Genomic DNA, 14,198 nt, shown 5'->3' with positions numbered 1-14,198 from the left:
GCGCTCGACCTGAAGCACTGCGCGCTCTTCCGCGCTCAGGTGGCTGTACTGTTTTCCCATCGCGACACCCTACACTCCGCCGGGTGTTGCACTTGGAAGTTGAGTCTGCCCAGCCCTCCGACTGTCAAAACGAAAAGCCAGATCGTGTTTCGCGATCCGCCGCCCCTTGCAGAGTGGCGCGCGAACCGACGCAAGCCCACTTCACCCGCACCCGGCACGTCAGGCTCTTCGCCGAGGGGCCCGACGCTGCATTGAGCATGCTCCGCTCGACGGCAAACCAAAGGCGCCCACCAGGGCGCCTTTTTAGTGCAGTCGGGGCGCCTTCGATGACGACGGTGTTTTGAGCTCAAGAAGTTTGATGGGTCCGAACGCGGGCGCCATCTTGTCTTCAGCAACCGAGTATCGCTGGACGAGATCTTGGCTCCAGGCTTCTGCATCGATGATGGCGCTCTCCAGCCGATCATGGCAGTCGGCTTCCGCCTCGGGCGATATCGCCTCCCTCGCACGCTTCAACGCGTTCAGACGCTGCTCCAGCGCTGCGAACCGCCTCCCGCGGCGCGTTGCCCACTCCTTGGGTGACCACTCTCCGGGCGTGGGGTGGTGCTCGGAGAATTCCTCCAACGCCCGCTCTGCGCGCCCAAGGTTTGCCAGTGCGCGGCTTTCCACGCCCAAGCGACGACGCCATTCGACCGCCCATCGCCGAACAGCCTTCAAGCGCTTCACCAGTTCTCGAAGGTCAGGACGCAGCCCCTTGGCGCCGGCATGGGTCGCCAGGCGCGATGCGTGGTCTTCCAGCAATTGCCGGGTGGCCCTAAGGCGATCCAACACGCCAGCCAATGCATCGTCCAACCAAAGCCCCATCGCCTCTCCGAACAGCACCTCGGCATCCGGTCCCTCGCTGCGAGGCGGCAGCGCGTAGGACCCAACGCCTGTAAGCCGCAGGCCACGCACTCCACGCAGCTGCCCTCCCCCATGGTCTTGGGACAAGTCGACCACGGCCGCGGGCCGCCCACGTTGCCGATCACGCTTGGCCTGTTCCTCGCCATGCCCCTCAGATGATGGGATAGCCCGTCCCTGGGCAACGGCTTGCTGTAGCAGCGCTTCGAACTGCTCAGCGTTCTCCCGCTCGATGCCGGCGGTGACATCGGCTCGGTCGGAATCCATTCCGCGGCGAGAGAGCGCGGATGCGTTCTTCCCAATGTGCTTCGTAGGCTGACGCGTCAGAGCCAGCGCTGCGCCAAGGTCGCCGCGGTCCAAGGCGGCCTGCGCTTGGGCATCCAGGCTGCGATGGTCCACGGTCGCATCGACCTCGGCAGCAGCGAGGTGTGCGTTGGTGACTCGGGCCACCATTTCTCGAACCCACTCGATTTCTGCCCTGCCAGCAGGTCCGCCGTCTAGCTCTCGCGTTTTTTCGGCCAAGCCATCCGAAGAGATCCTGCGCGTCGTCGCCAGCACATGCGCATGCCAGTTCAACCCGTCTTTGGCATCTGGCGAATGAATCGAGACTTGAGCCGCGAAGCGGTAGCGCTCGACCAATGCCCGTGTGATCTCGCCGGCCAGGTCCGAACGCTGCTCATCGGTTAGCTCGTGCGGCAAGGCAACCTCGAACTCCCGCGCCACTGTCGCGTCTTTGCGACGCTCAGCGCGCTCCGCAGCCGGCCACAATTCGGTGGGGGTCAGAGCCCACTCGGGCGCGTCGTCTGGCACGACGCAGCGCGTCTCGACCACGCCGCCTCGGCGCCGGTAGTCGTGACGAGTGCCCGTGATCTCGTCGAGGATCAGAAGGCCAGCCCGATAGGCTGCGGCTGCGAGGGACGAATGCCCTTTGGCTCGGCTAAAAGTTTTGACGCGCGCGTGGTAGATCGCCATGGAAGAGCTCGTGGTTGTGCTCTGTCCTTTATGCCCTGGCTTTTGATTTGCGCAAGCGCGCAGCGCTTGGGGTTCAAGGGGCGCCAGCCCCGTGCGCACGCATTCCGTAGGAATGCCTAAGTGCGCTCTTGCGCGATTCGCTTTGGGCTTGCTTTTCAGCCTTTCTTGATTTCGGCCGCTCCCGAAATTTCTAATCGCAGCGAACTTGACGAGTCCCATTTCTTTGTTTCACTCGAAGCAACGCAAACGGAGATCCCGGCATGAGTGAAAAAAGCCACTACCACGAACGCATCCAGCGTGCCACGCAGCAGCTGGCGCAGCTTCAAGCCAAAGAGTTGTTGGCCGATCAGCGCCGCGACGCTCAAGCGAAGAAACAGGCAAAGCGAGATGAGCTACGCCGCAAAGCAGAGGTGGCCGAGATCGTTTTTCAGACTGGAGCTGACGCACTTCCTGATGTGGAACTCACAGCACTACTCGCGAAGCACATGGCCGGCAGATGCGACACTGAGACACGCGCCCACTGACGCTTTGGAGGCTTGAGCAACGACGCCCCTCGGTCCACTATTCTCGGGGAGGGCGGCTTGGGGGCCGCGAGAAGATGCCAAGGGGGCAACGACATGCGCTTGGAAGCAATCAGCATCCAGAACTTCCGCTGTTACGCGGATGAGATCCGTGTCGAACTGGACGATCTGACCACGTTCGTGGGCCGAAACGACATCGGCAAGTCCACGATCCTTGAGGCATTGGAAATCTTCTTCAATTCCGGCGTGGTTGCCATGGAGCCTGGGGACGCCAACGTCCACACCGAGGACAAACAAGTGGCCATCACTTGCGAGTTCTCAAGCATGCCACCCGCGCTGACCCTCGATGCTGGGGCGGAAACCACCTTGGCCGACGAATACTTGCTCGCCGCCGATGGGCGCTTGAAGATCCGCAAGCGTTTCGATTGCTCCAAGCAAAAGCCGTCAGCCGAAATCCACGTCATTGCCCAGCACCCCACCGCGCCCGACTACGGTGACTTGCTGGAGTTGAAGGAATCGGAGCTTCAGAAACGCGTCAAGGCTAAGGGGCTGACCGTTTCGTTGAAGGGCAATCCCGGGATGCGCCGCGCCCTTTGGAGCGCGGTCGACGACCTCCAACTGCAGGAGGTCGCCATCCCCGTGGGAAAGGCGAAGGAAGATGCCAAGCGCATCTGGGATCAGATCGAACCCCACTTGCCGATGTTCGCGCTGTTCCAAAGCGACCGAAGCAGCCGAGACTCTGACGACGAGGTGCAAAGTCCTATGAAGGCAGCCGTCGCGGCTGCCATCGCCGAAGTGCAAGACGACATCGCTAACATTCAAGCAAAGGTGCGCGAGAAGGCCGAAGAAATCGCCCGAGTCACGCACGCCGCCTTGGCCACCATCGATCCCAATTTGGCCCGCGAACTGACGCCTGAATTCAACCCGCCGACGCCTGCCAAGTGGCAATCGCTCTTCTCGCTTGGCCTCAACACTGACGACGGGATCCCATTGAACAAGCGTGGCAGCGGTGTGCGGCGCCTCGTCTTGGTCAGCTTCTTCAAAGCAGAGGCAGAGCGACGCCTTAGGACTAGCGCCAAGCGCAGCATCATCTACGCAATCGAGGAACCCGAAACCGCGCAGCACCCCAATTACCAGCGCATCTTGATCGAATCTTTCAAGTCGTTGTCAGAGGACCCAGGTTGCCAGGTGTTGCTCACCACGCACAGTCCGGGCTTTGCCTCATCGCTGCCTCAAAGCAGCATCCGCTATGTCTGTCGCGAGTCGGCAACCGCCAAACCTCAGGTCCAAGCAGGTGTCGACGTTTTCGGGTCTGTCGCTGAAGCGTTGGGTGTCACGCCCGACAGTCGTGTTCAAGTCCTCTTGTGCGTCGAAGGGCCGACCGACGTCTTGGCTATGCGGGGCCTGTCCCGAGCCCTGCATCTCGCTGACCCGGTGTTCCCTTGCCTGGCCTCGGACGAGCGCGTGGCGTTCATCGTCCTGGGGGGAGGCACCTTGGAACACTGGGTCAACGAGCACTACCTGCGCGCGTTGAACAAGCCGGAAGTCCACATCTATGACGGCGATGTCGCGGCTTATGTGGACCGCGCAGCGGAAGTCAACGCGAGGAATGACGGTTCTTGGGCCGTTGTGACGCGCAAGCACGAAATCGAGAGCTACCTCCACACCGATGCCGTTTTTCATGCGTTCGGCGTTAGGATCGAAGTCACGGACCAGCCCGTGGACGGCAAGGCCACGCCCAAGGTCTTCGGGGAAGCCTTTGCAGCGCACCGTGGCCACGGTGAGCCGCTCCGCGACAAAAAAGCCAAAGCCAAGCTGGCCGAACACGCGTTCCCGCTCATGACCGCGGCCATGCTCGACCAACGCGACCCAGAGGGTGAGGTGCGTGGATGGCTTCAGAGACTGGGGAGAATGCTGTCGTAAAATCCGAGTATTGAGAGACCAGTGACATCAGAGTGGAATTGATGGTGGAAGGTTTTCACCGCGATACGACAATTTAATTCGCTACGCACCTAAGCGCCTGTCTATGGAGTGTTGGACCGATGCCGATCTCTGCCTACTCAAAGACCTTGAAGGGTGAATACGATGTAGTGCAGTTACTAGCGTGGTTGAATCCCGAGAGCTCGACTAAGGCGGATCCCACTCACATATCGCAAGCGAATAGGGAGTTCATCGCTGGTGATGTTGTTTGCCCTGGGTGCGGCCTTGGAAGTCCGGCTGTCGTGGTGGCCGGTCGTTCCAAGTCAAATCCACAGCGCCTCACTAGCCAATCCCATTTTCGCTTCCCGGAGCATCTAGAGCTTTGCGAGTTCGAGGCCGATAGCACCAAATCGTCTCTGGATGACCACCTTGTTAGGTTCAACTCGACCCAATCGGCGCTGGCGAGGATTGTTGGGGATCGGGTATCCAAGGGGATCGAACTAGGCATTTTTAGCCAAGAAACCATGCGCAAAATGCGTCAATGGTTTCTTGATGTCAGGAGAAAGCACTCCTATAGGTCCGCGATAGACCAAGACTTCCTTTCTGAACTCTTCAGACTACCGAATGACTACCCTTTGCTCTCGCCGAGATTCACGCCTGCCATGGCGAGGCTTCCGGACTTCAATCCAAACGAGTTCGGAAACCAGAAGTTTATCGACGAAAACAAAGACATTTATGAAATTATCAATCGTAAGCGCCACGTCTTCCACTTCTTGCGCCAAAACCAAAGCCTCATCACCACGCGCATAAAGCGAAGTGAGGACGCACTCATCTTCGACCCCTCTTCAACTGAACAGGAATACAGCCAAGTAAGAGAATTGACGCACTTCATCGTTGGACAAGAGCGCTCCGTCAAGTGGCCTTCAAAATTCCTTTATGACGAGCGCAAGCCTCTTTACAGTCTAGTATCTGCCTTCTCTGCACTGCTTCTCTTTAGCAACAACGGCGGCATGGACCGGGCGATTGAAGCTTATGTCAGAATTCGAACCAGCGGCGATCCAGTCGATCGAGCGGCCGGCAATATCATTGGCCTTAACCCGTTCTTTGATCACGGGGTGTTATCGGCAATTGCCATGGCGCATGAGGTTAAGAAAATTCGGCCAAGTGGTTTAGTCGTTCATCGGCGGATTGAACAATTGAGGCATGAAATACGTTTGCTTGCGTTTTCGCCACATTGAGAAATGCGAAATAAGCTAACCGCCGCCATACCCGTTTATTTAAGGTTCATTTTTATTTGAACCGCTTGTTAGCCTATTTTCTTAAACAGTATGGCAATGACTCCGAGAGCTGAAACCTAGTCGCTCGCTACGTCCTTGATTTGCAATGATTTAAAGTCCAGATAGCTCAAGAATTTCCGCGTCAGGCTCTTCCATTCGTTCCCGCCGAATCCCAATGCCTAAGGTGACTGCGGGCGGCGAAGAAAAATGCCGATTGTGGGTTGACGAATTTCGTAGCTGATTGAAGTTGCTTCCATCGGAACGATGGAAGTAGAGACATGGCACACAACCCGGAAGACGAGATCCAAAACTACATTGCCAACCCCTTTGGCGCGATGCAGATGAAAGGCCTCCGCATTGGCCGCATCAGCATAGACGAGGTGTCGGTGGCGGGCCGGGAAGCGGCCATCCACTTCCAGGAGATCCTCAACGCGGCGTGCGACAAGACAAAGCGCATGCGGAGCTCAAAGGACGGCACACGCTATCCCGAACCGCTCCCAGTGGCCCACCCTGCCCGCCTGTTGTCGGTCGAGATCGACGACTAACTCAAGGACATGGATCGCCGAGGGCTCGCCTCCGGCACGATTGGCGATTGTGGTCGCACCTTAGGATGGCTTCAGTTCGCCTGCGGCGACATCCCCGTCCACCGCATCGACTACAAGCACATCTATCTGCTCTGGGACGTGCTGCGGTGGGCACCCAGCGGGGTTACCACCTTCCCAGGGTTTGATCGGATGACTCCGGAGGTTGTGATTGACCTGGGGCAGAAGCAGCAGGTCGCGCCACCAGCGGAAAGCACCTTCGCCAAGCACCGAAGCCTCTTATCGGCCTTCTTCAACCAACTGGTAAAGAAGAAGGCGATTCCAGGCTCACCGATCGAAGCGTTCGCGGACGTCAAAAAGGACTTGGTCATTGATCCAAACAGGGCCGAACGCCTCTTCGACGAGGCGGACCTTCAGCGCATCTTCGCACCCGAAACCTTCATCCCGTGGGCCAGCAAATATCCCCATCGATGGTGGGTGCCCCTGATCGGGCTCTACACGGGCGCCCGAATCAACGAGGTGTGCCAGCTGAAGGTCGCCGACATCGCACAGGAAGGCGGGGTATGGTGCATCCGGATCCAGAAGACTGTGGACCCTGACTTGGCGCACAAGACAAGGGGGCGCAGCCGCCAGAGCCTAAAGGGCAAGTCCGCGGTTCGCACGCTGCCCATCGCACAGCCCCTCTTGGACGCCGGCTTTCTCGATTTCCTCGACGACATCAAGGCCTGCGGTCACCCACGGCTTTTCCCGCACCTGTCAGCTGGCATCAACCGCACAACGGGCGAGACCAATGCGCGCTACAGCCAAGCGGCGGTGAGTCAGTTCGGCAGCTACTTGAAGACGCTGGGCGTGCCCAAGGGAGTCGGCTTCCACGCCTTCCGCCATACCCTCGCCACCGAGCTCCATCACCTGGGAGTTCAGGAAGAGGACATCGCCATGGTGACCGGGCACTCCGTCAGCAAGAAGGTGCCTGTCCTGCATGAGGCCTACTTCCACAAGAAGCCGGCGCTCGCTCGTGCGAAGCAGATCAGAGCACTGGAACAGTATCGGCCGGCAGTGGAGCTACCGGTCTACAAGCGGGGGCAGTTCCGCCAGCAGCTGAAGGACCCCAGCAAGTTCTATCCCTGACCCCGACCCCGACCCCGACCCAAACGCTGCAACGTAGCTACTACTTGGGTAGCCACTTGCGCATTCTCATTGTTCGGTATACTGGAGTGTTACAAGACACGGATTGTTGCTCGACCATGCCCCCGAACCCCTACAAGAACATCCCGCTGGACTACACCAAGGTATCGGCCACTTTGGAGGCATTTGGTGCCACCGGCTTGCAGCACGAGGATCTCAATGAGGGCAAGCTCGTCCAGCACACCGGGTCATTCAATGGAACCGCATTCCTTATCAAAATCTTCGTGGGCGGAGATGGGAAGTGCACCATCGGGTATGCAACTGGTTACGACCGAGCCACTCACGATCTGATCGCCGCCCAGATTCGAGAAACGTGCGGTTTCGGAAGCACCGCGCCTGTCAACATTTCCGTGCCTAGGTTTCCGCCTGCAGATAGCGAGCAGCTTTTAGAGTTTTTGGAAGAGAGGGGTGTCAGAAAAGTATCCGATGAGCAGCGCGCAGAGTATCGAATTGTCCGGCTCAAAGGGCCTCTGAACGATGCACTCACCCTAAAAATATTCAATAACGGGACGCTTCAGCTGCAAGGCATCCACGGACAAGTGGCAGGCTGGAGCCTTGATCTGATCCAGACTTTATTGCCACTCGATCAGGTGTTGGCGCACCAGAAAGCCGTCTATGAGGTCCCCATCTCGGTTGACCAAATCAGACACGACCTGGAAGCTCGCATACCCCATGCCCACGACTATCTGCACGATGTTGTCCGAATTGAGCTTTCTTCGGCGTTAGCTCTCACCAAGGTAAGCATTGCTCTGGAAGATTACGCGGCAATCGCGTTTCCAGCGCTTCGAAGCTTGGAGGGTTTTTGCTTTCAGGTGCTTGCCGAGGAAGTTGGCGTTGACCCAAATAAACTCGAAAAACTTGGTGATTTCTTTCACCAGGTGGGCACGCAATGGCGCATGGTTTCGACCTATCACGGAACCGCTTCAACCGAAGTTCAAGCTGCTTTGGTGAGGTGCTACAAGTTGTGGCTCACTCATCGGCATCGGCTTTTCCATATGGACGGTGTCCTCAATACGACACGGATCTTGGACACCCGCGAAGAGGCGGTGACGATCGTTGACACAGTCCTCGACGCGATTGAGGCAGACTACCGAACGATAGCTGGGGCGAGGATAAGCACATGAAAAGCTTTGCGCTCATTAATTCAGTCCGCTCGAAGTTTGCAGTCGTCATCATGGCGACGGGAGCTGAGCTTCCATACCGACATATCAACGAGATTGGCGAGGAGCTGCGTCACCTACACGTTCAAGGTGCTGTCGTCTTTGATCTTCTGGCGTCAAACGGTTCGCGTTCTCGTCGGTTTTTCTCAACAAGCTTCGATGGAGATAAGTTCCCGCCAGCACTTGATCTAAAGCCGGTGGATCCAGAAAGAGAGGTTAGAGAGGCAGCGGCAAGCTACCTACAAGAACATTTTTCGGAATTCGATCTAACCCTGCTGACGCCCGCCATGCAGTTCGCCGCTCGTAAAGGCATTCCCCTCTGATACTCCTGATGCGCGGGACGGAATACCTAGTCGCATCAAGTCCCGCTTCTCGTTTCACGTTTTTCTTGCGGGCCAGCGAGATGTGCTGTCTTCTCGCCTCCCATAGAAGCGTAGCCTGCTGCTCAGGCGTCATGAGTGACATCAACAATTGCCATTTCAGCCATATGGTCGAAAGTGGCAAGGAAAAGCGAGTGAAGCAACTTGCGCTCGGCAGAAAATCCAGTATTTAGGCCACAGGGGTGCCATCTGGAACGTCATACATGATCTGCGTGATCTCGCTCACCAAGCGTTGGTCGAGCAGAAGCTTCATGATGACGGCCGCCGTTTCCGCTGTCGGGATGATGCGGCCGGCAGCGTCGAAACCGATGCCCCATTGATATTTGTCGCATACAGTCTTCAACGCGCCCAAGTAGGCTGGATTGTTGTAGAAGCCCTTTTCTTGGATGACGGCCATCCGGCGAAGATGGGTTCCGTTCTGCCCAACATGCTCTACAAGCGGTGCCATGTCGGTAAAGATCGCGACGAACTCTGGCGCCTCTTGGAGCTCACCGAATGCCTGAACATAGCCAGCCCTGTATTGCATCATGGACTCGAAGCCACGCTTGTTGCCGACCAAGAGAGCATCGTCCAGCGCGAACAGATCGAAGCCAGGCTCAATCGTGAAATCGACATCCTCTACAGCGGTTAGCTCACCGTCTCTGAAGACGGTGTTGATCACACCCTTCTTCTTGTAAGCCGGCTTCCAAGTCGAAGGCGACCTGCGCATGGCGTAGAGCGTCGAACCATCCGCAACGAATTTCACCAAGTAGCCCGTGGAGCCCTTGAGCTTCGCGAGGCTATTGACGGCATGTTCCATCTCGGGGCGCTCAGCAAGTGCCTTGAGGGCTTCGAAGTTGGTCTCCATTGCATCGACAGACAAACACCCGTTCTCTGTCGCCTGTGAAAGATGGCTATAGGGAACCCACTCAGTGATGCGATCACGCTCCGTGAGTGCGAATCCGCGCAACGCTTCATCAAGGGTCTCGTCGGTCCGCACGTGGCTGGCCGAATACTTCGCAGCCGTGCTTGTTCGCCGGAACACCCAGAGGAATACGTCAGCTCCCTCGAGATCGAAATTCTTGAGGTTCTGAAGTGCCTGTTCCGTCATGGATCCCCCATAAGAAATACGTCCTGAACTTCTTCTGCGCGCTGGGGCCCAGGAAGAAGCTTGCCCTTCTTCAGCACCCTGGCGCTCCTGACCTCCTCCTTCTGACCAATGCTCATCTTCACGTCGTAGAGCCGCCAGCCCAAGACGATCAACAGCGGGTTCATGAGGATTTGGCCCGACCGGTAGGTTATTGCAAAGAGCACAACCCAGAACACGAGGAAGCCTGCGATCTGCTTGGGCTGTCCATAGCTCATGCCCATGAACGACACGACGTAGGGAAAGAGATAGCCGATCAGGTCGTTCGGAATGGACTTGACCTCAAGCACCCGCACTCTCTGCTTGAGGCGGACCGCTTTCATCGAAACGAGCGTCAGGTAAAGAGCCGCCGCAGTCAGCAGCACACTGCCGATGGCGAGCCACGGGTGCTCGAACACCACTAGGGTGCAATCGAAGTTGCCCCGCCATCCGCACACTGGCGCGCCCCAGTGCTTTTCGCGGACATCCTGGACGAGCAGGATCAGGGCAAGTGGCAGGTAGGAGCCCAGGAAAAGGGCTGCTCCAGACCACAAACGGAACTGCATGGTGGGCTTCTCCTTTCCTCACCGTTCCAATCTACTTTGGGCTGATCTCACCCGTCGCGACGTATCTGCCGATCGCGTCATGGCTTGCGCCGTCTACGGCGCCCCCTTCTCTGCTCGCTTGGCTAACCTTCGTGCTCGTTCGAGAAGCTCCCGTTGCTGCTCTTCTGGCAGCCGGGACATCAGCAAGATGATCTCTGCAAGCAGGTCCGATGTGGCATGAAAGTAAGCCACAGGGAGCCCCAACGCCTCCGCCAACGCTTCCATGGTGCTTTCATCTGGCATCCGATCCCCGCGCTCGTATCGCGAAATCCTGGGAGCGGCCGAGTTCTCTTCCTCAACGCCAAGCGCTGCGCCCAACGCCGCTTGCGTCATGCCCCGCGCCTGGCGTGCCTCTCGAAGGCGCCTTCCTAGGGTTGATGCGGTGGGCAACAAGGCGGGCATCTGGCAGATCGAACGGAAGCTAACTCAACCCGCAGTCTGACGCTTCCAAGTCTGGACTGCATTTGCCAATATGGCAAACGTCGCTGGTTCGGCGGCTTACAGGGGTCTTGCATGAAGCACGCAACGCAAGGAGCGCCGGTCGCGCTCTTGTTCTTGGCACTCACCACCTCACCCGCCATCGCTCAAGACGCGGAACAGAAGCCTGGCTTCTTTCGACAGCTGGGAAAAAGTCTCCATGACGCTGGACGCCAAGCAGTCGGACTGCCGGCAAACGCAACAGGGAGCACCTCGAGCGCTGCTGGGAGCGTCGCGCTTTACAACCCTCTGACCGGAGCCGGCCGCATCAATGGCCTGTTCAAGGCCGAGGATCATCAGCAAGCCCAGCTCGGTCGACTGGAATGGCCTCGGGTCGCGCTGACGTTCAAGGAATGGGGTTCAAGCCTCCAGTGCTGGACCGTGGAGGCGCGCATCTGGACCAACGCCACCGCGTCGACCACGGAGACGTTCCAAGCCTGCGCGGATGCCCCGCTGACCATCACCGATGATCTGGGCGAGACCGCCGAGCTCAACCATGCCGCGCGCATCAAGGCCACGACCGATCTCATGGTCGGCCTGCGAGTCCGACTCAACAAGCCAAACACGGGCGACCAGCGCACCACGGGCCCGAATCCGCCCCGTGAGCCGTTCAACGTGCGCGTGAGCCGCGGTGACGTGGCCTTGCAGGCCCGCAAAGTTGCCTTGAGCGCTGCTTGGGTATCCGGCTTCCTCCGCGCAGAAGACCTCAACCCTGGCCCGGGCGGCCTCCTCACACCGTTCCGCGATACGCGGATGTGGATCGCCGGTTTCGATGCCGACGGAAATCGCGACAAGTGACCCCCTCGCCAATCCTCGACTGATTAAGGACGAACCATGCCCTACCGCCGCACTTCCCTGCTCGCCTTTGCTCTGACCTTTGCGCTGTCCGCGTGCAGCGGCGGGGGACCACCCTCTTCCAGTGATGCCCAGCGAGCGCTGACGCGCCAATACGAGCAGGCCACTGGCCAGCCCGGCATGGTCCGGGGCTATGACAACTTCCTCCTCACCGGATGCGCGGAAGACCCGAGCGGGGACGGCTTCCGCTGCGACGTCTCAGGAAACGTGGTGTTGCTTGTGGCCGGCACAGAGCAGCGGCTGCCTCTCGGAGGCGCTGTCCGCTTCAGCAACGCCTCTGGCGGGTGGACTGCCCATACCGCCTCGCCCTAACCCTCGGAGACTCAGCATGTCTTATGTGACCCACCCCGTTTCAACGAAGCGGGTCATGACCCCGACCACGCGCTTCACATGGTGCTTCTGCGTGTCGGTCTTGATGTTGGGTCCCTTCGGCCTGGTCGTCGGCCCCGTGCTGTCCCGCCTTCTGCGTCGACGGGCGGAACGGCTTTTTCCCGCCGAAGCGGGGCACGCTCAGCGGCGCGACCCGGGATTCGGGTGGGGCCAGGTGTGGCTGGTCGCCGCCGCCGGCGTGATGGGCCTGGTGGGAGCTCTCGTGCTGCTGCCAACAATCGTCCTCGTGCTCTTGGGCGGCGTTAGCTGACAAGAATGCGCTTCGGCACCGCTCACATGAGCGGTGCCTGATTCCCGTAAGCGGAACAGCTGGAGCAACATGCCCTTGACAGATGCGCAAGTGCTGGTATCACAGTTTTTTATCGGGTGATATCCGTTATGAATAGCAACGAGTTCTGGACCCAAGCTTTGCTGTCGGCGCTGTGCCGACTTTCATTACGAGAAGCATTAGTAGAAGCCGATGCAGCTTTGGTAGCTGCCGAAGCACGGCATGCAGCCATCGCGCCCCTTCCACAGCAGCATCCCGGTTGGGTTGCAAACATATTGAAAGGCTGGCCGACTCCCGAAGACATGAAGCGTGTGGTTAGGACAGACGGAACCGAGTTTATTTTTTAAGTTGGCGGGTTTTTGGCCTAGAGATCGAATCAACATTTTGGCGCGGGACCGCTTTACCTTGGTTTAGATCTTCCGCGACAGAAAAAGCCTCTATAACGTTGTCGCATGAATAAATAGCGTTTGTCATGCCCCGCTGGACTACTAGGAAGCGGCGGGGACGAGTCAAAAATACTGGTCCGTTTTTGGTGTGCAAGACCACCTCTAGAACAGCGATACCCGCTAGCCCAGAAATCATGCCACAAGATTCAAGCGTCTCCCAAAGCTGCTCAGGCAATGGAGCGCTCCAGGATTGATTAACTTCAGACTCATTCTTGGATAGGCGAGACCCGCATTGGTTAATCGCTACGTCTAAAGCGTAACTCGCGGCTTCAAATCCCATTGGAATTTGCGCGCTGCAGACCCAGTAGCGCGACAGGTATTGATCGTGCGTTGCCACTCCTTCGGGCCCAAGCTTCTTGAATTCGACAACCAAAAATTTGCTGCGATCACTATTCATAAGCACCTCCACCGTGCGATTTTAAGTTTCGATATTAATCTCGCCTGTCGCTCACTCGCTGCAATGGAGGGCAGTGCAACATTAGCACTTCCCTACACTCCAAGCGGCATTGGCCGATAGCGTAGCCGCATCGCTCAAAACAAAGCTGAGCTTCAGCACGGCGCGCGGCGGAATCCTCCAGCTTCCCAGGGTGTCTGCGCGATCGCCGGTTTGCCCTTAGCGCACGTTGCTGACTTTCATCGCTTAGCCGCCTGAGTCCGCACAACTGCGCCCTGCTCCGCATTGCGAAGAGCTTGAAGACGTAATCCGTGTTTCAAAGATCTCAGACCAGGCGAATGCGGCCCTAGTCCGTCTAGCTTCTCCTTCGCGGAGAAGTGTCGGCTGTAAGTCGCGTGGTGCTCATCGTCTAGCTCATGCCCCACGAGTTGCGCGCGAAGCTCCGACACGACGCCGGCGCCTTGTAGCTCTTGAATCAGGGTTTTGCGGAGGGAGTGGAAGCCGCGCTTGGCCGGCGCCCACTCCTTGCCTACCTCAGAGAGGTGGCGCGAGAAGGCTTTAGAAATCCAGTTCCCCTGCCCGTTCTTGGCGTCCGCTTTCGCCGCAGGAAACAGACGCTGATGGCCCGCTCCGCGCCGACCATCGACCCAGGGTAGGAACCCTAGCTCGAGCAGCTCGGGATGAATCGGCACCGGGCAGACTCAACTTCCAAGTGCAACACCCGGCGGAGTGTAGGGTGTCGCGATGGGAAAACAGTACAGCCACCTGAGCGCGGAAGAGCGCGCAGTGCTTCAGGTCGAGCGC

General features: G+C 58.4%; 14 protein-coding genes and 2 pseudogenes. 10 read left to right on the top strand and 6 right to left on the bottom strand.

Translation table 11 applies throughout. The annotated features are described in order from the left end of the window. Nucleotides 1-303: 303 nt before the first annotated feature. A complete protein-coding gene (locus ABE505_RS16920; RefSeq protein ID WP_346445806.1) occupies nt 304-1,869 on the bottom strand; it encodes a MobA/MobL family protein in 1,566 nt (521 codons plus the stop codon). 260 nt (nt 1,870-2,129) lie between these two features. Here ABE505_RS16920 and ABE505_RS16915 point away from each other — a divergent pair, with 260 nt between their 5' ends. The 6 genes and pseudogenes from ABE505_RS16915 (at nt 2,130) to ABE505_RS16890 (ending at nt 8,797) form a co-directional block, all read left to right on the top strand. Then, entirely contained in the window at nt 2,130-2,393 is a 264-nt protein-coding gene (locus ABE505_RS16915; protein ID WP_346445805.1) for a hypothetical protein, read from the top strand. 93 nt (nt 2,394-2,486) lie between these two features. Beyond that, nucleotides 2,487-4,313, top strand: coding sequence for an ATP-binding protein (locus tag ABE505_RS16910; protein WP_346445804.1), 1,827 nt, complete (start codon nt 2,487-2,489; stop codon nt 4,311-4,313). 119 nt (nt 4,314-4,432) lie between these two features. Further along, a complete protein-coding gene (locus ABE505_RS16905; protein WP_346445802.1) occupies nt 4,433-5,548 on the top strand; it encodes a hypothetical protein in 1,116 nt (371 codons plus the stop codon). Nucleotides 5,549-5,834: 286 nt separating this feature from the next. Continuing rightward, nucleotides 5,835-7,257, top strand: a pseudogene (locus tag ABE505_RS16900) (site-specific integrase). Nucleotides 7,258-7,373: 116 nt separating this feature from the next. Beyond that, complete coding sequence (locus tag ABE505_RS16895) at nt 7,374-8,438, top strand: RNase LS family HEPN domain-containing protein (protein ID WP_346445800.1); 1,065 nt, start codon at nt 7,374-7,376, stop codon at nt 8,436-8,438. After that, nucleotides 8,435-8,797, top strand: coding sequence for a type II toxin-antitoxin system RnlB family antitoxin (locus tag ABE505_RS16890; RefSeq protein ID WP_346445799.1), 363 nt, complete (start codon nt 8,435-8,437; stop codon nt 8,795-8,797). The genes ABE505_RS16895 and ABE505_RS16890 overlap by 4 nt, the downstream gene beginning before the upstream one ends. Nucleotides 8,798-9,023: 226 nt before the next feature. On the opposite strand, the gene ABE505_RS16885 is transcribed toward ABE505_RS16890, so the two are convergent. The 3 genes from ABE505_RS16885 to ABE505_RS16875 form a co-directional block, all read right to left on the bottom strand. Then, nucleotides 9,024-9,944: a DUF4868 domain-containing protein gene (locus ABE505_RS16885; protein ID WP_346445797.1), complete on the bottom strand. Its 921-nt coding sequence runs from the start codon at nt 9,942-9,944 to the stop codon at nt 9,024-9,026. Beyond that, entirely contained in the window at nt 9,941-10,525 is a 585-nt protein-coding gene (locus ABE505_RS16880; protein WP_346445795.1) for a hypothetical protein, read from the bottom strand. The genes ABE505_RS16885 and ABE505_RS16880 overlap by 4 nt, the downstream gene beginning before the upstream one ends. 93 nt (nt 10,526-10,618) lie before the next feature. Then, nucleotides 10,619-10,966, bottom strand: a complete 348-nt coding sequence (locus tag ABE505_RS16875) for a helix-turn-helix transcriptional regulator (protein WP_346445794.1) — start codon at nt 10,964-10,966, stop codon at nt 10,619-10,621. A 111-nt stretch (nt 10,967-11,077) separates the two neighbouring features. On the opposite strand from ABE505_RS16875, the gene ABE505_RS16870 reads away from it, so the two are divergent. The 4 genes from ABE505_RS16870 to ABE505_RS16855 all read left to right on the top strand — a co-directional run bounded on the left by ABE505_RS16870 (nt 11,078) and on the right by ABE505_RS16855 (nt 12,901). Then, nucleotides 11,078-11,839: a hypothetical protein gene (locus tag ABE505_RS16870; RefSeq protein ID WP_346445793.1), complete on the top strand. Its 762-nt coding sequence runs from the start codon at nt 11,078-11,080 to the stop codon at nt 11,837-11,839. 36 nt (nt 11,840-11,875) lie between these two features. Beyond that, a complete protein-coding gene (locus ABE505_RS16865) occupies nt 11,876-12,208 on the top strand; it encodes a hypothetical protein (protein WP_346445791.1) in 333 nt (110 codons plus the stop codon). Between the two features lie 16 nt (nt 12,209-12,224). Beyond that, complete coding sequence (locus ABE505_RS16860) at nt 12,225-12,536, top strand: hypothetical protein (RefSeq protein ID WP_346445790.1); 312 nt, start codon at nt 12,225-12,227, stop codon at nt 12,534-12,536. A 128-nt stretch (nt 12,537-12,664) separates the two neighbouring features. Next, on the top strand, nt 12,665-12,901 hold the full coding sequence (locus ABE505_RS16855) for a hypothetical protein (protein WP_346445788.1): 237 nt from the start codon (nt 12,665-12,667) through the stop codon (nt 12,899-12,901). Here the strand turns inward: ABE505_RS16855 and ABE505_RS16850 are convergent. Both ABE505_RS16850 and ABE505_RS16845 read right to left on the bottom strand, forming a co-directional pair. Beyond that, a complete protein-coding gene (locus tag ABE505_RS16850; protein WP_346445786.1) occupies nt 12,891-13,397 on the bottom strand; it encodes a hypothetical protein in 507 nt (168 codons plus the stop codon). The genes ABE505_RS16855 and ABE505_RS16850 overlap by 11 nt on opposite strands. A gap of 236 nt (nt 13,398-13,633) precedes the next feature. Continuing rightward, nucleotides 13,634-14,086: pseudogene (locus tag ABE505_RS16845) on the bottom strand (integrase); the annotation flags it as partial. Between the last annotated feature and the right edge of the window lie 112 nt (nt 14,087-14,198).

The sequence above is a fragment of the Luteimonas sp. TWI382 genome (genome assembly GCF_039674545.1).
In the GTDB taxonomy this organism is placed as follows: Bacteria; Pseudomonadota; Gammaproteobacteria; order Xanthomonadales; family Xanthomonadaceae; genus Luteimonas.
Note: the sequence above shows the minus strand (reverse complement) of the source record. Positions and strands in the feature narration are given on the sequence as shown.

Bases quoted from the DNA above. Each gene is read 5' to 3' on its own strand.
- ABE505_RS16920 (WP_346445806.1), bottom strand. From the start codon at position 1,869: ATGGCGATCTACCACGCGCGCGTCAAAACTTTTAGCCGAGCCAAAGGG.
- ABE505_RS16915 (WP_346445805.1), top strand. From the start codon at position 2,130: ATGAGTGAAAAAAGCCACTACCACGAACGCATCCAGCGTGCCACGCAG.
- ABE505_RS16910 (WP_346445804.1), top strand. From the start codon at position 2,487: ATGCGCTTGGAAGCAATCAGCATCCAGAACTTCCGCTGTTACGCGGAT.
- ABE505_RS16905 (WP_346445802.1), top strand. From the start codon at position 4,433: ATGCCGATCTCTGCCTACTCAAAGACCTTGAAGGGTGAATACGATGTA.
- ABE505_RS16895 (WP_346445800.1), top strand. From the start codon at position 7,374: ATGCCCCCGAACCCCTACAAGAACATCCCGCTGGACTACACCAAGGTA.
- ABE505_RS16890 (WP_346445799.1), top strand. From the start codon at position 8,435: ATGAAAAGCTTTGCGCTCATTAATTCAGTCCGCTCGAAGTTTGCAGTC.
- ABE505_RS16885 (WP_346445797.1), bottom strand. From the start codon at position 9,944: ATGACGGAACAGGCACTTCAGAACCTCAAGAATTTCGATCTCGAGGGA.
- ABE505_RS16880 (WP_346445795.1), bottom strand. From the start codon at position 10,525: ATGCAGTTCCGTTTGTGGTCTGGAGCAGCCCTTTTCCTGGGCTCCTAC.
- ABE505_RS16875 (WP_346445794.1), bottom strand. From the start codon at position 10,966: ATGCCCGCCTTGTTGCCCACCGCATCAACCCTAGGAAGGCGCCTTCGA.
- ABE505_RS16870 (WP_346445793.1), top strand. From the start codon at position 11,078: ATGAAGCACGCAACGCAAGGAGCGCCGGTCGCGCTCTTGTTCTTGGCA.
- ABE505_RS16865 (WP_346445791.1), top strand. From the start codon at position 11,876: ATGCCCTACCGCCGCACTTCCCTGCTCGCCTTTGCTCTGACCTTTGCG.
- ABE505_RS16860 (WP_346445790.1), top strand. From the start codon at position 12,225: ATGTCTTATGTGACCCACCCCGTTTCAACGAAGCGGGTCATGACCCCG.
- ABE505_RS16855 (WP_346445788.1), top strand. From the start codon at position 12,665: ATGAATAGCAACGAGTTCTGGACCCAAGCTTTGCTGTCGGCGCTGTGC.
- ABE505_RS16850 (WP_346445786.1), bottom strand. From the start codon at position 13,397: ATGAATAGTGATCGCAGCAAATTTTTGGTTGTCGAATTCAAGAAGCTT.